The 22,225-nt window shown below is 71.4% G+C and carries 21 protein-coding genes and 1 riboswitch; of the genes, 15 read left to right on the top strand and 6 right to left on the bottom strand.

Going from position 1 to position 22,225, the window contains the following annotated elements; translation table 11 throughout:
* Nucleotides 1-36 precede the first annotated feature (36 nt).
* The 3 genes from ACFUO4_RS43455 to ACFUO4_RS43465 all read left to right on the top strand — a co-directional run bounded on the left by ACFUO4_RS43455 (nt 37) and on the right by ACFUO4_RS43465 (nt 3,890).
* Nucleotides 37-1,260 carry an MFS transporter gene (locus ACFUO4_RS43455; RefSeq protein ID WP_383496203.1) on the top strand — a complete coding sequence of 408 codons (1,224 nt, stop codon included), beginning with the start codon at nt 37-39 and terminating at the stop codon, nt 1,258-1,260.
* Between the two features lie 108 nt (nt 1,261-1,368).
* Nucleotides 1,369-2,148 (top strand): carbon-nitrogen hydrolase family protein, encoded by a 780-nt coding sequence (locus ACFUO4_RS43460; RefSeq protein WP_383496206.1) that lies wholly within the window; start codon nt 1,369-1,371, stop codon nt 2,146-2,148.
* Between the two features lie 44 nt (nt 2,149-2,192).
* Nucleotides 2,193-3,890 carry an NAD(P)/FAD-dependent oxidoreductase gene (locus ACFUO4_RS43465; protein ID WP_079308764.1) on the top strand — a complete coding sequence of 566 codons (1,698 nt, stop codon included), beginning with the start codon at nt 2,193-2,195 and terminating at the stop codon, nt 3,888-3,890.
* A 31-nt stretch (nt 3,891-3,921) separates the two neighbouring features.
* Here the strand turns inward: ACFUO4_RS43465 and ACFUO4_RS43470 are convergent, their stop codons facing one another.
* Nucleotides 3,922-4,851: an LLM class F420-dependent oxidoreductase gene (locus ACFUO4_RS43470; RefSeq protein ID WP_383496209.1), complete on the bottom strand. Its 930-nt coding sequence runs from the start codon at nt 4,849-4,851 to the stop codon at nt 3,922-3,924.
* Nucleotides 4,852-4,938: 87 nt separating this feature from the next.
* Nucleotides 4,939-5,625, bottom strand: a complete 687-nt coding sequence (locus ACFUO4_RS43475; RefSeq protein ID WP_383496212.1) for a DUF5995 family protein — start codon at nt 5,623-5,625, stop codon at nt 4,939-4,941.
* Nucleotides 5,626-5,795: 170 nt separating this feature from the next.
* Between ACFUO4_RS43475 and ACFUO4_RS43480 the strand changes: the two genes are divergently transcribed.
* Nucleotides 5,796-6,908, top strand: a complete 1,113-nt coding sequence (locus tag ACFUO4_RS43480; RefSeq protein ID WP_383496362.1) for a glycoside hydrolase family 6 protein — start codon at nt 5,796-5,798, stop codon at nt 6,906-6,908.
* On the opposite strand, the gene ACFUO4_RS43485 is transcribed toward ACFUO4_RS43480, so the two are convergent.
* Nucleotides 6,887-8,290 carry a uracil-xanthine permease family protein gene (locus tag ACFUO4_RS43485; protein ID WP_079308767.1) on the bottom strand — a complete coding sequence of 468 codons (1,404 nt, stop codon included), beginning with the start codon at nt 8,288-8,290 and terminating at the stop codon, nt 6,887-6,889. The two genes, ACFUO4_RS43480 and ACFUO4_RS43485, sit on opposite strands and share 22 nt — an antisense overlap.
* A gap of 156 nt (nt 8,291-8,446) precedes the next feature.
* On the opposite strand from ACFUO4_RS43485, the gene ACFUO4_RS43490 reads away from it, so the two are divergent.
* Complete coding sequence (locus tag ACFUO4_RS43490; protein WP_383496215.1) at nt 8,447-8,905, top strand: acyl-CoA thioesterase; 459 nt, start codon at nt 8,447-8,449, stop codon at nt 8,903-8,905.
* Here ACFUO4_RS43490 and ACFUO4_RS43495 read toward each other — a convergent pair.
* Complete coding sequence (locus ACFUO4_RS43495) at nt 8,865-10,076, bottom strand: MFS transporter (protein ID WP_383496218.1); 1,212 nt, start codon at nt 10,074-10,076, stop codon at nt 8,865-8,867. The two genes, ACFUO4_RS43490 and ACFUO4_RS43495, sit on opposite strands and share 41 nt — an antisense overlap.
* Before the next feature lie 108 nt (nt 10,077-10,184).
* On the opposite strand from ACFUO4_RS43495, the gene ACFUO4_RS43500 reads away from it, so the two are divergent.
* The 10 genes from ACFUO4_RS43500 to ACFUO4_RS43545 all read left to right on the top strand — a co-directional run bounded on the left by ACFUO4_RS43500 (nt 10,185) and on the right by ACFUO4_RS43545 (nt 19,155).
* Nucleotides 10,185-11,351, top strand: a complete 1,167-nt coding sequence (locus ACFUO4_RS43500) for an ROK family transcriptional regulator (protein WP_383496220.1) — start codon at nt 10,185-10,187, stop codon at nt 11,349-11,351.
* 209 nt (nt 11,352-11,560) lie between these two features.
* A riboswitch (FMN riboswitch) is annotated at nt 11,561-11,691 on the top strand.
* A 147-nt stretch (nt 11,692-11,838) separates the two neighbouring features.
* On the top strand, nt 11,839-12,444 hold the full coding sequence (locus ACFUO4_RS43505; protein WP_383496223.1) for a riboflavin synthase: 606 nt from the start codon (nt 11,839-11,841) through the stop codon (nt 12,442-12,444).
* Nucleotides 12,441-13,082 carry a nicotinamide riboside transporter PnuC gene (locus ACFUO4_RS43510; RefSeq protein ID WP_383496226.1) on the top strand — a complete coding sequence of 214 codons (642 nt, stop codon included), beginning with the start codon at nt 12,441-12,443 and terminating at the stop codon, nt 13,080-13,082. Before ACFUO4_RS43505 ends, ACFUO4_RS43510 begins: the two co-directional genes overlap by 4 nt.
* Nucleotides 13,079-14,377 carry a bifunctional 3,4-dihydroxy-2-butanone-4-phosphate synthase/GTP cyclohydrolase II gene (locus ACFUO4_RS43515; protein ID WP_079308773.1) on the top strand — a complete coding sequence of 433 codons (1,299 nt, stop codon included), beginning with the start codon at nt 13,079-13,081 and terminating at the stop codon, nt 14,375-14,377. The genes ACFUO4_RS43510 and ACFUO4_RS43515 overlap by 4 nt, the downstream gene beginning before the upstream one ends.
* Before the next feature lie 33 nt (nt 14,378-14,410).
* Nucleotides 14,411-14,896: a 6,7-dimethyl-8-ribityllumazine synthase gene (gene ribH, locus ACFUO4_RS43520; RefSeq protein WP_020128903.1), complete on the top strand. Its 486-nt coding sequence runs from the start codon at nt 14,411-14,413 to the stop codon at nt 14,894-14,896.
* Nucleotides 14,897-14,930: 34 nt separating this feature from the next.
* Nucleotides 14,931-15,203, top strand: a complete 273-nt coding sequence (locus ACFUO4_RS43525) for a phosphoribosyl-ATP diphosphatase (protein WP_030946750.1) — start codon at nt 14,931-14,933, stop codon at nt 15,201-15,203.
* A gap of 47 nt (nt 15,204-15,250) precedes the next feature.
* Nucleotides 15,251-16,108 carry an ATP phosphoribosyltransferase gene (gene hisG / locus ACFUO4_RS43530; protein WP_383496231.1) on the top strand — a complete coding sequence of 286 codons (858 nt, stop codon included), beginning with the start codon at nt 15,251-15,253 and terminating at the stop codon, nt 16,106-16,108.
* 14 nt (nt 16,109-16,122) lie between these two features.
* Nucleotides 16,123-16,566 carry a PH domain-containing protein gene (locus ACFUO4_RS43535; RefSeq protein ID WP_383496234.1) on the top strand — a complete coding sequence of 148 codons (444 nt, stop codon included), beginning with the start codon at nt 16,123-16,125 and terminating at the stop codon, nt 16,564-16,566.
* 181 nt (nt 16,567-16,747) lie between these two features.
* Nucleotides 16,748-18,073, top strand: a complete 1,326-nt coding sequence (locus tag ACFUO4_RS43540) for a hemolysin family protein (protein ID WP_079308776.1) — start codon at nt 16,748-16,750, stop codon at nt 18,071-18,073.
* Nucleotides 18,070-19,155 (top strand): hemolysin family protein, encoded by a 1,086-nt coding sequence (locus ACFUO4_RS43545; protein WP_079308777.1) that lies wholly within the window; start codon nt 18,070-18,072, stop codon nt 19,153-19,155. Before ACFUO4_RS43540 ends, ACFUO4_RS43545 begins: the two co-directional genes overlap by 4 nt.
* A gap of 14 nt (nt 19,156-19,169) precedes the next feature.
* Here ACFUO4_RS43545 and ACFUO4_RS43550 read toward each other — a convergent pair whose 3' ends face one another.
* Nucleotides 19,170-21,026 (bottom strand): AAA family ATPase, encoded by a 1,857-nt coding sequence (locus ACFUO4_RS43550; protein ID WP_383496239.1) that lies wholly within the window; start codon nt 21,024-21,026, stop codon nt 19,170-19,172.
* 432 nt (nt 21,027-21,458) lie between these two features.
* Nucleotides 21,459-22,079, bottom strand: coding sequence for a uridine kinase (locus ACFUO4_RS43555; protein WP_383496242.1), 621 nt, complete (start codon nt 22,077-22,079; stop codon nt 21,459-21,461).
* Nucleotides 22,080-22,225: the final 146 nt, after the last annotated feature.

Genomic DNA, 22,225 nt, shown 5'->3' on the forward strand with positions numbered 1-22,225 from the left:
CCGACGACGTCCGAACCGCCCTTCCGGGAAGGCCTCATGACACTCTCACCCGCACGTGTGCCCGCGACCGCTGTCCGTCGGCTGACGCGCACGCTGTACGGCTACGCGTTCCTCGACGACTTCGTGCTGCTCTACCCCGTGTACGCGCTGCTGTTCGCGGACACGGGGATGTCGCTCTGGCAGATCTCCTCGCTGTTCGCCCTGTGGTCGATCACCGGCGTGGTGCTGGAGGTCCCCTCCGGCGCCCTGGCCGACGCCGTGTCCCGACGGCTGCTGCTGTGGGTCGGCCCGCTGTTCAACGCCGTCGGCTTCACGCTGTGGGTGCTTGCCCCGGCGTACTGGTCCTTCGCGCTCGGCTTCGTCCTGTGGGGCGTCGGCGGAGCACTCTGCTCCGGCTCGCTGGAGGCGCTGGCGTACGACGAACTGGAGCGGCTCGGCGCCGCCGGCCGGTACGCGCGCGTGATGGGGCGGGTCCGCGCGGCGCGGCTGGCCGCCACCATGGCGTCGATCGGGCTGGCCGGGCCGGTGTTCGCGCTGGGCGGCTATCCGATGGTGGGCGCGGCGAGTGTCCTCGCCTGTGCGCTCGCCGCCGCGGCGGCGACCCGGCTCCCCGAGCACCGCGCGGGGCGGGAGTCCGGCGGTGACGGCTGGTGGGTGACCCTGCGCGGCGGGCTCGGCGAGGCGCGCGGGAACCGTTCCGTCCGGGGCGCCCTGCTGCTGATCCCGGCCGTCGCCGCGGTGTGGGGTGCGCTCGACGAGTACACGCCCCTGCTGGTCCGCGACACCGGCGTCGCCGAGGCGACCGTCCCCTATCTGATCCTGCTCGTCTGGACGCTCGTCACCGCGGCGAGCCTGCTGACCGGGCCCGCCGAACGCCTCGGCGGCACCGGAACGGCCTGGCTGCTGGCGGGCTCCGCGCTGGCGATGGCGGTCGGCGCCGCGGTCCGCACCCCGGCCGGTATCGCGCTCGTGGGCCTCGCCTTCGGGGGCTTCCAGCTGGCGGAGGTGCTCGCCGACGTACGCCTCCAGCACCGCATCGACGACGCCCGCCGGGCCACCCTCACCTCGGTGGCGAGCCTGGGCACCGAACTCCTCACGGTCGTCACGTTCGCGGCGTACGCCCTGCTCGGCGCGCGGGTCGCGCACAGTACCGTCTTCGTGATCCTGGCGGTGCCCTACCTGGTCACCGCCCTGGTCCTCGGCGGCCTCCCCGGCAGCCGACGCAACGAATCGCCGCCGAAGCCGCCTCGCGCGCAATGAACCGCTCGGCGGCGCGCAACGGCTCCTTCTTGTCGGGCCTGGTCAGGCGGCCGTACCGTCTAGATGGCCCCCGCAACCACCCTTTTCGCCCCCCGGTGAGGATCACGCATGCGCACCGCCCTGCTCCAGAGCTCCGGCCGCCCCGGCTCGGTCGACGGGAACCTCAAGGTCCTCGACGAGGCCGTGGGCCGTGCCGCCGCCGCGGGCGCCGGACTGCTGACCGCGCCGGAGATGTTCCTCACCGGGTACGCCATCGGTGACGACATCGCCCGCCTCGCCGAGCCGGCCGACGGGGAGGCCGCGGACGCGGTCGCGGAGATCGCCGCGCGGCACGGGGTCGCCATCGCGTACGGATACCCGGAAGCGTCTTCCGGTTCGGTCTTCAACTCCGCCCAGCTGATCTCCGCCGCCGGCGAGCGCCTCGCCAACTACCGCAAGACCCACCTCTTCGGCTGCTTCGAGCGCGACCACTTCACGCCGGGCGAGCAGCACGTCGTACAGGCCGAGCTGAACGGTCTGACCGTCGGCCTGCTGATCTGCTACGACGTCGAGTTCCCGGAGAACGTCCGGGCGCACGCGCTGGCCGGCACGGACCTCCTTCTCGTCCCGACCGCCCAGATGCACCCGTTCCAGTTCGTCGCCGAGTCGATGATCCCGGTGCGGGCCTTCGAGAGCCAGATGTACGTCGCCTACGTCAACCGGGTCGGCCAGGAAGGGGAGTTCGAGTTCGTCGGGCTCTCCGTCCTCGCCGGCCCCGACGGGATCGCCCGCACCCGCGCCGGACGCGAGGAGCAACTGGTGTTCGCGGACGCCGACCCGGCCTTCCTCGCCGCCTCCCGCGAGGCCAACCCGTATCTGCGGGACCGGCGTCCCGAGCTCTACGTCTGAACACCCCCGCAGTCTTCGCAGCATTCGCAAGGAGTCCGTACCCCATGACGTCCACGGTGCCCACCGCCGTCCAGCACGCCGACGAGCAGCAGCCGCCGATCACCATGTTCGGCCCGGACTTCCCGTACGCGTACGACGACTTCCTCGCCCACCCGGCGGGCCTCGGCCAGATACCGGCGACCGAGCACGGCACCGAGGTCGCGGTCATCGGCGGCGGTCTGTCCGGCATCGTGGCCGCCTACGAGCTGATGAAGATGGGCCTGAAGCCGGTCGTCTACGAGGCCGACCAGATCGGCGGCCGGCTGCGGACCGTCGGTTTCGAGGGCTGCGACCCGTCCCTGACCGCCGAGATGGGCGCGATGCGCTTCCCGCCCTCCTCCACCGCCCTCCAGCACTACATCGACCTGGTGGGACTGGAGACCCGCCCGTTCCCCAACCCCCTCGCGGAAGCGACGCCTTCGACCGTCGTCGACCTCAAGGGCGAGTCGCACTACGCCGAGACCATCGACGACCTGCCGCAGGTCTACCGCGATGTCGCCGCCGCCTGGAACAAGTGCCTCGAAGAGGGCGCCGACTTCTCCGACATGAACCAGGCCATGCGTGAGCGGGACGTGCCGCGCATCCGGGAGATCTGGGCGAAGCTCGTCGAGAAGCTCGACAACCAGACCTTCTACGGCTTCCTCTGCGACTCCGAGGCGTTCAAGTCCTTCCGGCACCGCGAGATCTTCGGCCAGGTCGGCTTCGGCACCGGCGGCTGGGACACCGACTTCCCCAACTCCATCCTGGAGATCCTCCGCGTCGTCTACACCGAGGCCGACGACCACCACCGCGGCATCGTCGGCGGCTCCCAGCAGCTGCCGCTGCGGCTGTGGGAGCGTGCGCCGGAGAAGATCGTCCACTGGGCGTACGGCACCTCGCTGGCGAGCCTGCACGTGAACGGTGAGCCCCGCCCGGCCGTGACCCGGCTGCACCGCACGGCGAACAACCGGATCACCGTGACGGACGCGAACGGCGACATCCGCACCTACCAGGCGGCCGTCTTCACCGCCCAGTCCTGGATGCTGCTGTCGAAGATCGCCTGCGACGACTCGCTCTTCCCGATCGACCACTGGACCGCGATCGAGCGCACCCACTACATGGAGTCGAGCAAGCTCTTCGTGCCCGTCGACCGGCCGTTCTGGCTGGACAAGGACGAGGAGACCGGGCGGGACGTCATGTCGATGACCCTCACCGACCGTATGACGCGCGGGACTTATCTCCTCGACGACGGCCCCGACAAGCCGGCCGTCATCTGCCTCTCGTACACCTGGTGCGACGACAGCCTGAAGTGGCTGCCGCTGTCCGCGAACGAGCGGATGGAGGTCATGCTGAAGTCGCTCGGCGAGATCTACCCGAAGGTCGACATCCGCAAGCACATCATCGGCAACCCGGTGACCGTCTCCTGGGAGAACGAGCCCTACTTCATGGGCGCGTTCAAGGCCAACCTGCCCGGCCACTACCGCTACCAGCGGCGCCTGTTCACCCACTTCATGCAGGACCGGCTGCCCGCGGACAAGCGCGGCATCTTCCTCGCCGGCGACGACGTCTCCTGGACGGCCGGCTGGGCCGAGGGCGCGATCCAGACCGCGCTGAACGCGGTCTGGGGCGTCATGCACCACTTCGGCGGCAGCACCGACGCGACCAACCCGGGACCGGGTGACGTGTACGACGAGATCGCGCCGGTCGAGCTGCCGGAGGACTGAGACTCGACGAAGGGCGAGGGCTCAACAGGGGCTAGATGCCGGCCGCGCGGGCCTTCTCGTACACCTCCGCGGCGACCTCCTTGAACTCCTGCGCGTCCCGCACGGAGCTCTGGAGCTCGATGAGGATCTCGTCCAGGCCGACCTCGGCATGCGCGACCAGGTCCTCGACGATCTGGTCGACGCTGCCCTGGAAGGGGGCGCGGTCGGCACCGGAGTGGCCGGACGCCGAGTACCGGGTGTTGACGCGTACGACCGTCTGGATCGGCTCCGTGCGCCCGCGCTCGGCGGCCAGCTCCTGGAGCCCCCGCCACTGCGCGGCCAGCGTCTCGGCGCCCATACCGACCGGCATCCAGCCGTCGGCGTGGTCGACGAGCCGCCGCTGCGCCTTCTTCGACATGGCCGGCAGCAGGATCGGGATCGGCCGGGCGGGCTTGGGACCCACCACGGCGGACGCGATCTTCGTGAGCCGTCCGTCGTACGCCACCGGGTCCGGGCCCCAGACCGCGCGGCACACCTCGATCAGCTCGTCCAGGACCTGCCCGCGCTCCTCGAAGGGGCGCACGGACGCGGCCGCGTACTCGTCGAGGGACCAGCCGGTGCCGAGGCCGGCGACGACCCGTCCGCCGCTCGCCGCGTCCAGCGAGGCGAGGGACTTGGCGAGCTGGAACGGCACGTGCAGCGGGGCGACCAGCACACTGGTGCCGAGCCGGGCCCGCTCGGTCACCGCGGCGGCCAGGGTGAGCGTGACCAGCGGGTCGGCGACCCCGCGGTACGCCTCCGGCCAGGGCAGACCCTCTATCCCGTACAGGCCCTGCGTGGCGGGCTCGGGGAACAGGGCGCGCTCGTACACCCACAGGCTGTCGTAGCCGATCCCCTCGGCGGCGCGGGCCACGTCGGGCACGTCCCTGCCGAGGTCGTACTGCTTGTTCTGGGGGAGTCCGAGTCCGAGCCGTGTCGCCATTCCTGCTCCTTTGCACGGGATGCCTGTCTGTCGAACGTACAACGTTCACTGAACAGTTCGGGTGCGGTGAGCGCGGGACTGGCCGGATCAGTCCGGTAGTGGCGTGAGCAGCATGCGTCCCGCGAATCCCACCGCCGTGTCCAGGCGTTCGGTGAACTCGGCCGCCACATCGGGGAGCCCGCGCAACGCCCACAGCGCGCGGGCCGCGGTCCAGGTCGCGTCCCGGGCCCGCTCCAGGCTCCACGCGCCGAGCAGGTGGGTGAGCGGGTCGGCGATCTGGAGCAGGTCGGGCCCCGGCATCAGATCTTCGCGGATGCGCTCCTCCAGCGAGACGAGGAGATCGCCCACGCGGTCGAACTCGTCCTCCACGTCGACGGGTTCGCAGTCGAGCGTACGACAGGTGTCCACGACGGCCAGCGCCAGGTCGTGCCCGATGTGCGCGTTGATGCCCGCCAGCGCGAACTGCAACGGACGTACGCCGGGATGCCGGCGGAACTGGAACAACGGCCGCCAGCAGGCGGGCGGGCGCCGGTCGCGGGCCACCGCGTCGACCGCCCGCAGATACCGCTCGGCGAACCGCACGTCCAGCGTGATCGCGGCCCGCGCGTCCGCGAACCGGCCGCTGTCGATGCCCCGGTCGACCGCCTCGGTGACGGCGAGGTAGACGCGGTTGAACACCGCGATCCCGTCCCGCTCCGGAAGGGCCTCGTCCAGGGCTCGCATCCGGTCGACGACGGTGTCGACGGGAGTGGTGAAGTGCTCCAACTGCGCCATGCACGCAGGGTCCCAGGCCTAGGCTGGCCCGAGTGGTGGCGGGCCCGACGCTTCCCCAGAACGGGGGAACGCGCCCGTCGTGGGGGAGGGATCAGCGGGTGTCGGGCTCACGTGCGCGTCGCCTGGCCGAGCGCCGGGCGGAGCGGCGGCGTGCGGCGCGGCGCAACGGCATGGTCGCGGCGGCCTCCGTCGTGGTCGCCGTCGGCACCGCGACCGGGATGGTGTCCGCACTGGACGACGGGCGCGGCGCGAACGAGGCCCGTCCCGAGGTGACGGAGTCACCGACCCTGGACCTCCGGCCGCCCGCCCCGTCGACGTCGGTGACCAGCGGGTCGGCGTCCCCGTCGACCGCCCCGAAGAAGCAGGCGAGCCCCACGCCGACGAAGACCGAGAAGAAGCAGCCGCCCGCGCACACCGCCGCCCGCCTCTACCGCCACCCCGACTCCCAGGTGCTCGACTGGGTCCGCGACAACGCCGGCGATCCCCGGTACGACGTCATCGCGTCCCGGATCGCCGACCAGCCGGCGGCCGTGTGGTTCGCCGAGTACGCGCCCGACACCGTCACGGCACGGGTCAGGGCCGTCACCGGGGGCGCCGCCGCGCAGGGCAGGGTGCCGGTCGTCGTGGCGTACACGATCCCGGACCGGGACTGCGGCGGCGCCTCCAAGGGCGGAGCGCCGGACCTCGACGCGTACGACGCCTGGATCGACCGGTTCGCCGCCGGGCTGGGCTCCGGCGAGGTCGTCGTGATCCTGGAGCCCGACTCGATCGCCCAGTCCGAGTGTCTCTCCGGCGCCCGACGCGCCGACCGCTTCGCCTCGTTGGCCCGCGCGGGCCGCGTCATCAAGGCCGCGAACCCCAAGGCGCGCGTCTACTACGACGCCGGCCACTCCGGCTGGCACCCGGCGGCCAAACAGGCGGACCTGCTGCGCCAGGCGGGCGCCGGCTCCGCCGCGTCCTCCGACGGGATCTTCAGCAACGTCTCCAACTTCCACCGCACCGCCGACGAGATCGCCTACGACCGCCGGGTCCTGACGGCCCTCGGCGGCCCGGCGAGCCTCGGTGCCGTCATCGACACCAGCCGCAACGGCAACGGCGCCCCGGCCGACGGCGAGTGGTGCGACCCGGACGGCCGCAAGCTGGGCCGGACGCCGACCTTGAACACCGGTGAGGCCCGCATCGACGGCTATCTGTGGGTGAAGCTGCCGGGGGAGTCGGACGGCTGCAAGGGGGCGCCGGGGACGTTCACCCCGTCGTACGCCTACGACTTGGCGTCGTCGTAGGAGCCGTCGGACGAGCCCTCATAGGACGACGTTCCCTCGTCCAGCAGCGGCTTCTGCTCCTTCAGATGGGCCGGCGCGAACGCCCGCAGCGCGTGGTAGCCGGTGATGACGACCAGCGTGCCGAGCGCGATGCCGCTCAGCGAGAAGGTGTCCGTGAACTTCATCGTCACGTTGCCGACGCCGATGATGATGCCCGCCGCGGCCGGCACCAGGTTCAGCGGATTGCGCAGGTCCACCCCGGAGTTGATCCAGATCTGCGCGCCGAGCAGGCCGATCATGCCGTAGAGGATGACGGTGATGCCGCCGAGGACCCCGCCCGGGATCGCGGCGACGACCGCGCCGAACTTGGGGCACAGGCCGAAGAGCAGCGCGAAACCGGCGGCGGCCCAGTAGGCGGCCGTGGAGTAGACGCGGGTCGCGGCCATCACACCGATGTTCTCGGAGTACGTGGTGTTGGGCGGGCCGCCCAGCGCGGTGGACAGCATCGAGCCGACGCCGTCCGCCGAGATCGCGGTGCCGAGCTTGTCGTCCAGCGGGTCACCGGTCATCTCGCCGACCGCCTTGACGTGTCCGGCGTTCTCGGCGACCAGCGCGATGACGACCGGGAGGGCGACGAGGATCGCCGACCACTCGAAGGACGGGCCGTGGAAGTCCGGCAGCCCGATCCAGTCGGCCCGGCCGACCGCGGAGAGGTCCAGCCGCCAGTGGTCGGTGAGCTTGCCGCTCGCGTCGACCGCGTGGATGCGGCCGAAGATCCGGTCGAAGGCCCAGGAGATGCCGTACCCGAAGAGCAGCCCCAGGAAGATCGCGATCCGGGACCAGAAACCGCGCAGGCAGACGACCGCCAGACCGGTGAACAGCATGACCAGCAGGGCCGTCCACTGGTCCTGCGGCCAGTAGGTGCTCGCGGTCACCGGGGCCAGGTTGAAGCCGATCAGCATGACCACCGCGCCGGTGACGATCGGCGGCATCGCGGCATGGATGATCCGCGCCCCGAACCGCTGCACGGCGACCCCGACGAGGAACAGCGCGACGCCCACCACGAACACCGCGCCGGTCACCGTGGCGCTCGTGCCGCCCTGGGCGCGGATCACGGCGGCGACGCCCACGAAGGACAGCGAGCAGCCGAGGTAGCTGGGCACCCGGCCGCGGGTGGCGAGCAGGAAGATCACGGTCGCGACGCCGGACATCATGATCGCCAGGTTGGGGTCCAGGCCCATGAGGACGGGAGCCACGAAGGACGCCCCGAACATCGCCACCACGTGCTGGGCGCCGAGTCCGACCGTGCGGGGCCAGGAGAGCCGTTCGTCGGGGCGTACCACCGCCCCGGGCGCGGGCGTCCGCCCGTCTCCGTGCAGCTTCCAGCCGACGCCAAGATCCATGGTGCGGTTTCGCCTTCCTCGTACCTGCGGAGTACCTGCGGATGTCCGGACCATTGTCAGGGAGATCCGCCCAGGTCACCGCCCCGAGCGCAACCAGAGGGTGAGCGACCGCTTAGCATGAGGGGGTCCCTGCCGTACGTCCCTGGAGCACCACCCGTGACCGCCGAAGCCCCGACCGCCCCCGCCGTGTCCCACGGCCGGCTGATCCCCGTCACCGTCCACTTCGACGACCTGGACGCGCTCGGCCTCCTGCACAACGCCCGCTACCCGCTCAAGGTCGAGCAGGCCTGGACCGAGCTGTGGCAGGAGCACGGCATCCACTTCGAGGGCGACTGGGCGGCGGCCGGCGACGCCTGCAACGCCGTCAAGGAACTGCGCATCTCGTACGAGGCGCCGGTGACGAGGACCGGCGTCTACGCCGTCCACCTCTGGCTGGAGAGGCTCGGCACGACCGGGCTGACGTACGGCTTCCGCTTCTGTTCGCGGGACGGCGCGGTGACCTACGCGCGGGGTGCCCGGGTCCTCGTACGGCTGGACTCCGAGACCCTGCGGCCGGCGCCGTGGAGCGAGCGGTTCAGGGCCGCGGGTCGGGAACTGCTGCTGCCGGAGGGCTGATCTTCGGGCGGTCGCGGTCGCCGCCCCGCAGCACGCCCGCGAAGGCCACGAGGCCGCTCGCCAGGACCGTCACCAGGATGAACGACACCAGCAGGCTGGTCGCCTGGGCGATGGTGCCGATCGCGCTCGGCGCGACCAGCCCCGAGGTGTAGGTGATCGTCGCGACACCGGCGATGGCCAGGCTCGGGTTCGAGCCGCTGCGCCCTGCGGCGGCGAAGCACAGCGGCACGACCACCGCGATCCCCAGCCCCATCAGGGCGAACCCGGACATCGCCATGGCCGGGTTGCGGGCGGTGACGATCAGCAGTCCGCCGAGCGCGGCGAGCGCGCCGCCCGCCCGGACCGTGCGCACCGATCCGTACCGGTCGACGATCCGGTCGCCGGCGAGCCGCGCGATCGCCATCGTCAGCGTGAAGCCGGTCGTGCACGCCGCCGCGAGCCCCGCCGACGTCTCCAGCTGGTCCCGCAGATAGACCGCGGACCAGTCCAGGCTCGCGCCCTCCGCGAACACCGCGCAGAAGCCCACGGCACCGATGAGCAGCGCCGACTTCGGCGGCAGGGCGAAGCGGGGCGGCGCCTCCTCGTCCTCGGCGGGCTGGAGGTCCAGCACCCAGCGGCAGGACAGCAGGCCGAGGCAGGTGAGGACGGCCGCCGCGAGCGCGTGGTGCAGCCGCGCGTCCGAGCCCAGGTGGGCGGCGAGGGTGCCGGCCGCCGAGCCGATCAGCGTGCCCACGCTCCACATGCCGTGCAGGCTGGACATGATCGACCGGCCGAGCCGGTTCTCGACCTCGACGCCGAGCGCGTTCATGGCCACGTCCGCCATACCGGCCGTGGCGCCGTACACGAACAGCGCCAGACACAGGGCGACCAGGTTCGGGGACACGGACGGCAGGACCAGGGACAGCGTCCACAGGGAGATGAGGCCGCGCAGCGCGTTGCGGGCGCCGAAGCGGTGGCTGATGCTCCCCGCGAGCGGCATCGCCACGGACGCTCCGAGTGCGGGGAAGGCGAGGGCGAGGCCCAACTGCCCGGCGCTCACCGAGGCATGGTCCTGGATCCACGGCACGCGGGTCGCGAACGAGCCGGTGACGGCACCGTGCACGGCGAAGACGGCGGCCACGGCGTAGCGGGCGCGCTTCACCTGCCGCTGGTCGTACAGCACGTCACTCATACTCTCCCGCCCCTTTGCGGCCTGTGGATCCCGCCGACGCCGTAAACTATCAGGGACCCTGCCTGATAGATAGAACATGAAAAGCCGCCGATCTGGAAGGATCCCGGCATGCCCGCATCCCCCAGCACCGCCCGGGCCATCAACGACCGGCTCGCCCTGCGTCTGCTCCAGCGCGAAGGGCCGTTGACGGCAGGGCAGTTGAAGCAGCTCACCGGCCTGTCCCGGCCGACGGTCGCCGACCTCGTCGAGCGCCTCGCCGCGGCCGGGCTGATCGAGGTGGCCGGGGAGTCGGGCGAGCAGCGCCGGGGGCCGAACGCGAAGCTGTACGGCATCGTCGCCGACCGTGCCCATCTGGCCGCGCTCGACGTGCGCACCGAGGGCGTCTCGGTCGTCGTCTCCGATCTGCTGGGCCGGGTACTGGCCGAGTCCTCGGCCCCGATCGCCGGGGACGTCGGCACCGGACCGGCGGTCGAGCAGGCGGTGGCCCTGGTGGAGCGGGTCGCCAAGGAGGCCGGCGCCGACCGCCTGCACACCGTCGGCATCGGTGCCCCCGGCCTCATCGACCCCGCCACGGGTGAACTCCGCAACTCCACGGGCCTGCCCGAGTGGCACCGCCGCCTGGTCGCCACCCTCCAGGAACGCCTCCCGGAGGCTCGGGTCCAGGTCGAGAACGAGACGAACCTGGCGGCCCTGGCGGAGCAGCGGGACGGTGTGGCCGGCGACCGGGACACCTTCGTCCTGCTGTGGCTCGGTCACGGCACCGGCGCGGCGGTGGTCCTGGACGGTTCGCTGCGGCGCGGTGCTTCCGGCGGCACGGGGGAGATCGGCTTCCTGCCGGTACCGGGGACGGCGGGGCTGCCGTCGGCGACGGGATGCGAGGGCGGCTTCCACTCGCTGGCGGGCTCGGCGGCGATCGCGGAGCTGGCGGAGGAGTACGGGGTGGTGGCGGAGGCCGACGGGCATGCGCCGGTGGCGGCGGGGCTGGTCGCCGCCGGGACCACGGCCTTCCTGGACGCCCTCGCCGACCGCATCGCCGTGGGCGTCTCGTCCGTGGTGGCCGTCCTGGACCCCGGCTGCGTGGTGCTGGGCGGCGAGGTGGGGCAGGCGGGCGGAGCGGGCTTGGCACGGAGGGTGGAGGCGCGGGTGCGCCGGATGTCACCGCTGCCGACCGAGGTACGGGCCGGCGCGCTGGGCGGCGCGGCGGTGCTGCGGGGCGCGCTGCTGACGGCACGGGACCGTGCCCAGGACGAACTCTTCAGCCCGCCTGAGCGCTGACGCCAGGCCTGAACTGAAGGGCCCGGCGGCGGGCAAGGGCCGTCGTCACCGCCGCCGGGCCGGTCTGCGGTGATCCAGAAAGGACTAGACCAAAGAGTCTTACAACTCGGTCGAGTTGAGAAGTCCAGTCACGGCACCTGTGAGCCACTCCACACAACTCACCCGTATGGACCACGATCAGGCGTGGCACACTGGCCCTGTACCAGAAGCAGCGCACTCCGGGGTCGGTGAAAGTCCGAACCGGCGGTTACAGTCCGCGACCCGACCGCTTCCAGCGGCCGGTTGACCAGGTGAAATTCCTGGACCGACGGTTAAAGTCCGGATGGGAGGCAGTGCGCGGCGGGCGGGCATTCGTGTCGCGCCGCCGTAAGTGTTCGTCCTCGTGGACGACTCTGTCCGGCGTCGCCCCCGGTGTTCCTGCTCGCTCATTCTGTCGTCATCGACAGCCCCGGAGTCCGTGCCCGAATGAGGCAGGAGGACCCGGGAAGTGTTCACCGGAATCGTCGAAGAGCTGGGTGAGGTCACCGCCGTCGAGAATCTCGGCGACGCCTCCCGCTTCCGGCTGCGCGGCCCCGTCGTCACCGACGGCGCGAAGCACGGCGACTCCATCGCCGTGAACGGGGTCTGTCTCACCGTCGTCGAGCACGAGGGCGACGAGTTCACCGCCGACGTCATGGCGGAGACCCTCAACCGCTCCAGCCTCGGCGCCCTCACCGTCGGCTCCCGCGTCAACCTCGAGCGCCCCACCGCCGTGGGCGCCCGCCTCGGCGGCCACATCGTGCAGGGCCATGTGGACGGCACGGGCCAGGTGCTGGAGCGCAAGCCCTCCGAGAACTGGGAGATCGTGAAGGTCTCGCTCCCCGCGGACCTCTCGCGCTACGTCGTGGAGAAGGGCTCCATCACGGTCGACGGCATCAGCCTCACCGTCGTCGAGGCCGGCCCCGACTACTTCACGGTCAGCCTCATCCCCGCCACCCTCGACCTGACCACGCTCGGCCACAAGCAGCCCGGCGACCCGGTCAACCTCGAGGTCGACGTCGTCGCCAAGTACGTCGAGCGGCTGCTCGCGAGCACGCAGGGAGCGGGCAAGTGAACTCGCTCAACACCGAGGCGTTCAGCCTCTTCGGCCAGCACATCCTCTGGTCGGACATGATCGGCAACATCTTCGGCCTGATCGCCCTCGCCCTCGGCTGGCGCCGCTCCATCTGGAGCTGGCCCGTGCAGTTCCTGGCCGGCCTCATCCTCTTCGGCGCCTTCTACGGCCATCTGACCGGCAGCGCCGGCAAGCAGGCGATCGTCATGGTCGTCGCGCTGTACGGCTGGTGGCAGTGGAACCGCAGCAAGGAGCAGGGCGGCGACGGTCACATCGCCCCGCGGTTCGCCAGCTGGCGCGAGCGCGGCGCGATGACCGCCGCCGCGGCCGTCGGCACCGTCGCCGTCGCCCTGCTGTTCAAGGCCTACCCGAGCCTGTCCTGGGACCCTTGGCCGGACGCCTACATCTTCGTCGGCACCGTCGCCGCGATGTACGCCCAGGCGCGCGGCATGGTCGAGTTCTGGATCGCCTGGCTCCTCGTCGACCTGGTCGGCGTCCCCCTCAACTTCGCCAACGGTTACGCCTTCTCCGGCTTCGTCTACGTCATCTACGGCGCGCTCGTCCTGTGGGGCATGCGCGACTGGTGGCTGCGCTCCCGCACGGCCGCGCGGCCCGCTCTGGAAGGAGCGCCGGCATGAGCACCGCAACGATCCTGTACAGCACGGACGGCATCGAGGACTTCGCGCTCGACCCGGTCGAGCAGGCCGTCGCCGACATCGCGGCCGGCCGCCCGATCGTCGTCGTCGACGACGAGGACCGGGAGAACGAGGGCGACCTCGTCGTCGCGGCCGAGAAGATCACCCCCGAGATCGTGGCCTTCATGATGAGCGAGTGCCGCGGCCTGATCTGCGCTCCCATGGAGGGCGAGGAGCTGGACCGGCTCCGGCTCCCGCAGATGGTCGAGGACAACACCGAGCAGATGAAGACGGCGTTCACCGTCTCCGTCGACGCCTCCGGCGCCCACGGCGTGACCACCGGCATCTCCGCCGCCGACCGCGCCACCACACTCCGGCTGCTGGCGAGCGGCGACGCCGAGCCCACCGACTTCGTCCGCCCCGGCCATGTCTTCCCGCTGCGCGCCCAGCCCGGCGGCGTGCTGGTCCGCAACGGCCACACCGAGGCCGCCGTCGACCTCGCCCGCCTCGCGGGCCTGCGCCCGGCCGGCGCGATCGTCGAGATCGCCGGCGAGGACGGCCGGATGCTGCGCCTGCCCGAGCTGATCCCGTTCGCCCGCAAGCACGGCCTGACGATCATCTCCATCGAGGACCTGATCGCCTACCGCCGCTCCGCCGAGCCCACCGTCCACCGCGAGGCCGAGACCCGGCTGCCCACCGCCCACGGCGAGTTCACGGCGTACGGCTACCGCTCCACCGTCGACGGCGTCGAGCACGTCGCCCTCGTGCACGGCGAGATCGGCGACGGCGAGGACGTCCTGGTCCGCGTCCACTCCGAATGCCTCACCGGCGATGTCTTCGGCTCCGCCCGCTGCGACTGCGGCCCCCAGCTCGACGCCTCCCTGGAGCGCATCCAGAACGAGGGCAGGGGAGTGGTGGTCTACCTGCGCGGCCACGAGGGACGCGGCATCGGCCTGCTGTCCAAGCTGCGGGCCTACGAACTCCAGGAGCGCGGCCGTGACACCCTCGACGCCAACCTGGAACTCGGTCTGCCCGCCGACGCCCGGGACTACGGCGCCGGCGCCCAGATCCTCAAGGACCTCGGCGTGCGCAGCGTCCGCCTGATGACCAACAACCCCGACAAGTCCGACGCCCTGCTCCGCCACGGACTCAAGGTCAACAGCCGGGAGCCGATGCCCGTACAGGCGGGCGAGCACAACCTCCGTTACCTGCGCACCAAGCGGGACCGGATGGGCCACGACCTGCCCTGGCTGGACACCGCCCCCGCGGCCCCCGTGTCCGCCTGCAACAACCAGTAACCCCTGTAAAGCACATCTAGGAGACCTGAGAACGTGAGCGGCAAGGGTGCACCGGAGCTGTCCGTACGCAACGTGGGCGACCTGCGGGTCGCCGTCATCGCGGCGCAGTGGCACGAGAAGGTGATGGACGGACTGGTCGACGGCGCCCTGCGCGCCCTGCACGACCTGGGCATCGACGAGCCGACCCTGCTCCGGGTCCCCGGCAGCTGGGAGCTCCCGGTCGTCGCCAAGGTGCTGGCCGGGCGGGGCTACGACGCGATCGTCGCCCTCGGCGTCGTGATCCGCGGCGGCACCCCCCACTTCGAGTACGTGTGCCAGGGCGTCACCCAGGGCCTCACCCAGGTCTCCGTCGAGACCGGCGTCCCCGTCGGCATGGGCGTGCTGACCTGCGACACCGAGGAGCAGGCCCTAGACCGGGCCGGCCTCGAGGGCTCCAACGAGGACAAGGGGCACGAGGCGGTGACGGCGGCGGTGGCGACCGCGGCCACCCTCCGCTCAGTATCTGAACCGTGGCGCTGACGGACGGCGGGTGTGGCATAGGCTGAGCGTCACCATGTCCAATAAGACGTTCGAGGAGCTCTTCACCGAGCTCCAGCACAAGGCCGCACACGGCGACCCCGCCACCTCCCGCACCGCGGAACTGGTCGGCAAGGGCGTCCATGCCATCGGCAAGAAGGTCGTCGAGGAAGCCGCCGAAGTCTGGATGGCCGCCGAGTACGAGGGCAAGGAGGCCGCTGCCGAGGAGATCTCGCAGCTGCTGTACCACGTCCAGGTGATGATGGTCGCCCGCGGCATCTCGCTGGACGACGTCTACGCCCACCTTTAAGTCGCACCCGCCGCACCCCACACCTCTCACGTAAGGAAGCCGACCTCATGCTGCGCATCGCCGTCCCCAACAAGGGTTCCCTGTCAGGCCCTGCGGCGGAGATGCTGCATGAGGCCGGCTACCAGCAGCGCCGCGAGTCCAAGGAACTGCGGATCGTCGACCCGGAGAACGAGGTGGAGTTCTTCTACCTCCGCCCCCGCGACATCGCGATCTACGTCTCCTCCGGCCGCCTCGACATCGGCATCACCGGCCGCGACCTGCTCATCGACTCCGGCGCCAAGGCCGAGGAGATCCTCCCGCTCGGCTTCGCCCGCTCCACCTTCCGTTTCGCCGCCAAGCCCGGCACCGCGACCGGCGTCCAGGACCTCAAGGGCAAGACGGTCGCCACCTCCTACGAGGGCATCGTCGAGGGCCACCTCGCCGACAGCGGCGTCGACGCCTCCGTCGTCCACCTCGACGGCGCCGTCGAGACCGCCATCGAGCTCGGCGTCGCCGAGGTCATCGCGGACGTCGTCGAGACCGGCACCTCGCTGCGCAACGCGGGCCTGGAGGTCTTCGGCGAGCCGATCATGAAGTCCGAGGCGGTCGTGATCCGCCGCACGGACGCGGACACCTCCTCGGAGAACGAGCCCAAGGTGCAGCAGTTCCTGCGCCGCCTCCAGGGCGTCCTCGTCGCCCGGACCTACGTGATGATGGACTACGACTGCCGCGTCGAGCAGCTGGAGAAGGCCGTCGCCCTCACGCCGGGCCTGGAGTCCCCGACCGTCTCCCCGCTGCACAACGAGGGCTGGGTCGCCGTCCGCGCGATGGTCCCCGCCAAGGAGGCGCAGCGGATCATGGACGACCTGTACGACATCGGCGCGCGGGCCATCCTGACGACGGCCATCCACGCCTGCCGTCTCTGAGGTACCCCGCAGCCATGTCCGACGTGCCCGCCCTCCCCGTCACCTTCCGCCCCGGCCGCACCCGCGCCGTGCTGCTCACCGCCGGTGTCGCGATCTTCGCCACGATCACCGCGATCGCGCTGCTCCTGGAGAAGCTCGGCCCCGGTGAGCGGCTCAGCTTCATCGTCACCGCGGCCCTCCTCTTCGGCGTCCTGGCCATGCTCGCCCGCGTCAAGGTGGTCGCCGACGACTCCGGCGTCACCGTGGTGAACATCGCGAGCAGGCGCCGCCTCGACTGGGCCGAGATCATCCAGGTGAACCTCCGCCCCGGCGACCCCTGGGTGTTCCTCAACCTCAGCGACGGCACCAGCCTGCCCGCCCTGGGCATCCAGCCGGGCATCGCCAAACAGCAGGCCATCGCCGACGCCCGCGCTCTGCGGGCGCTCGTCGAGGCCCGTGGCCCAAGGGATCTGCCGTAGAGGGCCCTGTCTTGATTAATCTGTTCGCGGAGGCGTTTTCGTCGCGCCTCCGCCGCTGATGTCCCGACCGGCCCTCAGCGGCCCGACCGCTACCCGAGGAGTGATTCCCTCCAGCGATGGACGGATCGTCCTGTAGTACCTGCGCCGCCCCCTCCCGACATACCGGTGAGGCGGCGGCATCATGACCATCCCCCTGCTGCTCCTCGCAGCCGCCTTCCTGCTGATTCTCGCCAACGGCTTCTTCGTCGCGGCCGAGTTCGGCCTCGTCACCGTCGAGCGGCCGGAAGCCGAGAAGGCTGCTGCCGAGGGCGACAAACGCGCCCGTACGGTCGTGGAGTCGCTCAAGGAGCTCTCCTTCCAGCTCTCCGGCACCCAGCTCGGCATCACCATCACCTCCCTCGTCGTCGGCATGCTCGCCGAACCGGCACTCGCGGAGCTGCTGCACGGCCCGATCACCGCGATCGGCATCCCCGAGGGTGCCGTCTCCGGTGTCGCGGTCGTCATCGGCATGCTGCTGGCGTCCGCCGTGCAGATGGTGATCGGCGAACTCGTGCCCAAGAACTGGGCGGTGTCCAAGCCGCTGCAGGTCGCCCGTTTCGTCGCCGGCCCGCAGCACGCCTTCGCGCGCCTGTTCCGCCCGGTCATCGCCGCGCTGAACGCGGTGGCCAACCGCCTCGTCCGCGCGCTCGGCGTCGAGCCCACCGAGGAGCTGGCCTCCGCCCGCACCCCCGGTGAACTCGTCTCCCTGGCCCGGCACTCGGCGCAGGCCGGCGCGCTGGAGCAGGACACCGCCGACCTGTTCGTACGGACCCTGTCGCTCGCCGAACTCACCGCGCAGCACGTCATGACCCCGCGCGTGAAGGTCAGCTCGCTGCAGTCGTCCGCGACCGCCGAGGACGTCGTCAACCTCACCCGTGCCACCGGCCTGTCCCGCTTCCCCGTCTACCGGGAGAAGATCGACGAGATCGTCGGCATGGTCCATCTCAAGGACGCCCTGGCCGTCCCCACCCACGAGCGGCTGCGCACCCCGGTCGGCAGGATCGCCCGCCCGGCGCTGCTGGTCCCGGAGACCCTCCCGGTCCAGCCGCTCCTCGCCCAGCTGCGCAGCGAGCAGCCCATCGCCGTCGTCGTCGACGAGTACGGCGGTACGGCCGGCGTGGTCACCCTGGAGGACATCGTTGAGGAGATCGTCGGCGAGGTCCGCGACGAGCACGACGGTCAGGACGTGCCCGAACTCGCCGCCGCCCCGCCGGAGGACGGCCGCCCCGCCTGGGACGCCGACGGCAGCTGCCGGGTCGACATCCTCCAGCGCATAGGCCTCGACGTACCCGAGGGGCCGTACGAGACGGTCGCCGGCCTGGTCGCCGACCTGCTCGGCCGGATCCCCGCCGTCGGTGACAAGGCCGAACTGCCCGGCTGGCGGCTGTCGGTGCGCCGCGTCGGCCACTACCGCGCCGAGCGGGTCCGGCTGGTCCGCACGGGTGTCGTCGTGGAGGCCGCCCGATGAGCGTGCTCCAACTCCTCTTCGCCGGGCTGCTCGTGCTCGCCAACGGCTTCTTCGTCGGCGCCGAGTTCGCGCTCGTCTCCGTCCGCCGCAGCCAGATCGAACCGCTCGGCACGGCCCGGGCCCGCCAGGTGCTGTACGGCCTGGAGCGGCTGCCGCAGATGATGGCCGCGGCCCAGTTCGGCATCACCGTCTGCTCGTTGACGCTGGGCGCGGTCGCCGAACCGACCGTCGCGCAGCTGCTGGAGCCGGTCTTCGAGTGGATCCACCTGCCGCACGGCATGATCCACCCGCTGGGCTATGTGATCGCGCTCGCCGCGGTTGTCTTCTTCCACCTCGTCATCGGCGAGATGGTCCCGAAGAACCTGGCGATGGCCGCCCCGGAGAAGGCCGCGCTGTGGCTGAGCCCCGGTCTCGTTGCCTTCGCCCGGGTGTGCAAGCCCATCACGATCGCCCTCGGCGCCTGCGCCCAGGCGATCCTGCGGCTCTTCCGCGTCGAGCCCAAGGACGAGGTCGAGGCGGTCTTCACCAGCGAACAGCTCAACCGCCTGGTGGAGGACTCCGGGCAGGCCGGCCTCCTCGACCCCGAGGAGCAGGAACGCCTGGAGGACGCCCTGGAACTGGGCTCCCGCCCGGTCACGGACGTACTGCTCCAGAGCGACTCCCTGGTGACCGTCGGCCCGTCGGTCACCCCGGGGCAGGTGGTCGAGCTGACCGCCCGTACCGGCTACTCCCGCTTCCCGGTCGCCGCCGACAACGGCGCCTTCATGGGCTACCTGCACGTGAAGGACGTACTCGACCTGGAGGAGTCCGAGCGGGCGGTGCCGCAGCACATCTGGCGCTCCATGACGACCCTCCGGTCGGAGCTGCCGCTGGACGACGCCCTGACGGTGATGCGCCGCGCGGCGACGCATCTGGCCCAGGTGGCGGACGCGTCGGGCAGGGTGCTGGGCCTGGTCGCCCTGGAGGACGTGCTCGAACTCCTGGTGGGCGAGGTGACGGACCCGGCCCACCGAGAGGCCACGGAGGTGAAGGTGACCGAGCCCCGGGCGAGCGGTGAGCCCGAGGAGGCGTTCGCCCAGTAGCGCCGGGCGGGGGGCTACAGCGCCGACGGGTCCTGTGGCCCCCGCCCCGACAGCACCTCTCCGTACGCCTGCATCAGATCCGGCAGCCGCAGCGTCGACAGGTCGTCCCGCGTCAGCATCCCCGGGTAGGTCGACAGCCGCAGATCCCGGTACGCGCAGCTCTTCTCGTACAGCGTCCGCAGGAACCGCCCGTTGCCCAGCTCGTCGATCCAGCCCTGGTCCACCACGTGCCCGGCGATCGAGCGCAGCTCGTCCAGCGCCTCCTCGTCCCACACGTCGCCGTTCTCCGCGGCGAGGACCTCACCGATCGAGGTCAGCTCCAACGGGCGGTACGACGGGAAGTCCACGCGGGTCGTGAAGCGCGAGGACAGTCCGGGGTTGGCGGCGAGGAGGCGGTCCATGCCCTCGGGATAGCCGGCCAGGATCACCACCAGGTGGTCCCGGTTGTCCTCGGCCCGCTTCAGCAGCACCTGCAAGGCCTCGTCGCCGTACGCGTCGCCCTTGCCGTAGCCGGAGTTGGAGAGCGAGTACGCCTCGTCCACGAACAGCACCCCGCCGATCGCGGAGTCGATGAGCTCGTTGGCCTTCACAGCGGTCTGCCCGAGGTACTCGCCGACGAGATCGGCCCGCTGGGCCTCGACCAGATGGTCGCCGCCGAGGAGGCCGAGGGCGTAGAAGACGCGGCCCAGGATGCGGGCCACGGTGGTCTTGCCGGTGCCGGACGGGCCGGAGAAGACGAAGTGCCGCTTGGGGGGCTGGACCGGCAGGCCCTGCCCGGCGCGCAGCCGCGCCATGTTCAACTGTGCCGACAGCGCCTTGACCTGCCGTTTCACGGGCTCCAGGCCCACCATGCGCTCCAGTTCGTTGAGCGCTTCCTCGAGTAAGACCGGGTCGGTGGGGCCGGCGGGCAGGGTCGGGGAGGTGGCGAGCTTCTCGCGCACCGCCGGGTCGGTCACCTGCGGCAGCGGGCCCGTCGGCAGGTCGGGCTCGGACAGCCGGAGGTCCCGGCCCTCCGTGCCGAACAGCGGATCGAGACCGTCCGGCCCGTCCAGGACGTCCTGCGCGCCGGACAGCGTGATCGCCGCGAGGTCGGCCGCGTCGTCGTAGCCGTCGCCCTCGGAGATCGCCGCGAGCCGGGCGGAGGTGTCCATGAACGCCGGGTCGACGCGGTGCACGGCACGGTAGAGGGGGAGCGCGGCGGCGGAACGGCCGGTGCCCTCGTGGGCCCGGGCGAGCCAGTAGCGCAGTTCCTTGCGCTGCGGCTGCTCGCTGCGGCAGCGCATCAGCGCCGCCGACAGCAGGGGCTCCGCCTGGCCGTACATCTCCAGCCGCACCCGCGCCATGCCGCCGAACAGGCCGGCCTCGATGCCGAGCAGCGGGTCGTCGATCAACGGGTCGGTGTGCCGGATGAGCTGGTCCCAGTCCTTGACCAGATAGGACCGGCAGGCGTGCAGGAAGCGCACCTGCGGATCGGCGTCCACGGGCGGCAGGCCCGCCAAGGCCCGGTCCAGCTCCGGGACATGGCGTCCGTCGAGCCAGTGCGAGGCGTGCGCGAGCAGCAGGTCGCGCGGGCTCTCCAGCACCGGCTGCACCCACCAGCCCAGCCAGTACCAGGAGTTGAGGGTCCTGCGGTGCCGGGCGCGCTGTTCCCCGAAGCGCTCGCGGTGCCGGAACATCCGCAGCAGCGCGGTCGTCGTGTCGATGCGCAGCGCGTGCAGCCCGAGCCAGCCGTCGGCCATCCCCGGATCCATCCGCACCGCGGCCCGGAACTCCTCCTCCGCCTGCGGATAGGCCCCCATCGTGTAGGCGTCCACACCTCGCAGCCAGGCGAGGTCGGCCGGGGCCTTGGAGCCCTGCGTGCCGAAGTCCATCACGTCCCCCACAAACCGTGCCCCCGTCGGTTGGTCACCGAGCCGTCGCCCGCCGACCGCCTTGATCGAACCGCCGTGCTGCGGACCGGAGTTGCAACGGTGCGCAGAGCTGCCGTCCGTAGGTCGCACCGAGGGCATCGTACCTGCGGGGGCAGGGCCCGCCGTAGGGTGCCGCACAGGCCGTTTGGCGAGGTGGGAGCAGATGGGGCGCATTCCGTGTGGTGACCCAGGGTGAGCGGATCGCGTCCCGGAGCGCCCGAAAAGGGAGTTGAGGGCAGAACGAAGCCCCCGATCACGGGGGAACAACCGGGGGCTTCGCGACTGCGGGCGGCTGCGAAAGGCCGCACATTGAGAACGTAAGTCCTGTACGGCCCGTCGGTCAAGCCGAGTTGAAGCACTCCGGGAAGTTCGGCCGCAAGGGTCTTCACAAGTTCAGCACACTGCGGATGGTCCCTCACCCTGAGTGAGTTTCTGGTCCGGTCCAACGGTCCCGGCAGGGCCGGTGAGCACCTCGTACCCCTTCTCCACCTGCCGGACCAGAAGATCGGCGAACGGCCGGGAAGGGTCGTCCGCGAAGTGCGCGCGTTCCGCCCGGACCCACCCCTCCCAGAACTCCCGCTGCTCCGCCCCGTCCCGGGAGCGCCCCCGGGTCCAGGACTCCTCGCGGGGCAACTCCATCCACAGAAGCTGGGCGAGGTGCGGCCGCAGGGCCCGCCGCCCGGCGCCGACACCTTCGACGAGGGCCACGGGGGCCGGGGGCAGATCCCGTGGCGGGCCGAAGCGCCGGGCGTGCCAGTCGTAGGGGGCGTAGTGCGCGCTCTCGCCCCGCCGCCATGGCTCGATCACCTGCTCCAGCAGCCGCCCGGTCCAGTCGAACAACTCCTCGTGGCTCGCGATGTCGTCGAGGTGCAGCACCGGCGCGCCGCCGAGCTCCGCCGCCAACCGCCCGGCGAACGTGGACTTCCCGGAGCCGGCGTGTCCGTCGACGCCGATCAGCCGGACCGGCCCGCAGGACGGGGGGAGCCGGCGGAGCCGGGAGACGAGGTCGCGCATGGCCGGTTCCTGGGGTGTCGGGGGTGGTGAGTGGGGTGCACTCTAACCTCCGCAGGTCATGCCAGTGGTCCAGGCCAATATTCGTGGGCGTGGCATGGCGTTAAGTGCTGGCAGGAGGCTGCCGATTGTGGTCATAGTTGGCGCAC

It is taken from the genome of Streptomyces sp. NPDC057280, assembly GCF_042668605.1.
Classification (GTDB): Bacteria; Actinomycetota; Actinomycetes; order Streptomycetales; family Streptomycetaceae; genus Streptomyces.

Bases quoted from the DNA above. Each gene is read 5' to 3' on its own strand.
- ACFUO4_RS43535 (WP_383496234.1), top strand. From the start codon at position 16,123: ATGTCCGACGTGCCCGCCCTCCCCGTCACCTTCCGCCCCGGCCGCACC.
- ACFUO4_RS43515 (WP_079308773.1), top strand. From the start codon at position 13,079: ATGAGCACCGCAACGATCCTGTACAGCACGGACGGCATCGAGGACTTC.
- ACFUO4_RS43460 (WP_383496206.1), top strand. From the start codon at position 1,369: ATGCGCACCGCCCTGCTCCAGAGCTCCGGCCGCCCCGGCTCGGTCGAC.
- ACFUO4_RS43480 (WP_383496362.1), top strand. From the start codon at position 5,796: ATGGTCGCGGCGGCCTCCGTCGTGGTCGCCGTCGGCACCGCGACCGGG.
- ACFUO4_RS43525 (WP_030946750.1), top strand. From the start codon at position 14,931: ATGTCCAATAAGACGTTCGAGGAGCTCTTCACCGAGCTCCAGCACAAG.
- ACFUO4_RS43540 (WP_079308776.1), top strand. From the start codon at position 16,748: ATGACCATCCCCCTGCTGCTCCTCGCAGCCGCCTTCCTGCTGATTCTC.
- ACFUO4_RS43475 (WP_383496212.1), bottom strand. From the start codon at position 5,625: ATGGCGCAGTTGGAGCACTTCACCACTCCCGTCGACACCGTCGTCGAC.
- hisG (WP_383496231.1), top strand. From the start codon at position 15,251: ATGCTGCGCATCGCCGTCCCCAACAAGGGTTCCCTGTCAGGCCCTGCG.
- ACFUO4_RS43555 (WP_383496242.1), bottom strand. From the start codon at position 22,079: ATGCGCGACCTCGTCTCCCGGCTCCGCCGGCTCCCCCCGTCCTGCGGG.
- ACFUO4_RS43455 (WP_383496203.1), top strand. From the start codon at position 37: ATGACACTCTCACCCGCACGTGTGCCCGCGACCGCTGTCCGTCGGCTG.
- ACFUO4_RS43495 (WP_383496218.1), bottom strand. From the start codon at position 10,076: ATGAGTGACGTGCTGTACGACCAGCGGCAGGTGAAGCGCGCCCGCTAC.
- ACFUO4_RS43550 (WP_383496239.1), bottom strand. From the start codon at position 21,026: ATGGACTTCGGCACGCAGGGCTCCAAGGCCCCGGCCGACCTCGCCTGG.
- ACFUO4_RS43500 (WP_383496220.1), top strand. From the start codon at position 10,185: ATGCCCGCATCCCCCAGCACCGCCCGGGCCATCAACGACCGGCTCGCC.
- ACFUO4_RS43545 (WP_079308777.1), top strand. From the start codon at position 18,070: ATGAGCGTGCTCCAACTCCTCTTCGCCGGGCTGCTCGTGCTCGCCAAC.
- ACFUO4_RS43470 (WP_383496209.1), bottom strand. From the start codon at position 4,851: ATGGCGACACGGCTCGGACTCGGACTCCCCCAGAACAAGCAGTACGAC.
- ACFUO4_RS43465 (WP_079308764.1), top strand. From the start codon at position 2,193: ATGACGTCCACGGTGCCCACCGCCGTCCAGCACGCCGACGAGCAGCAG.
- ACFUO4_RS43485 (WP_079308767.1), bottom strand. From the start codon at position 8,290: ATGGATCTTGGCGTCGGCTGGAAGCTGCACGGAGACGGGCGGACGCCC.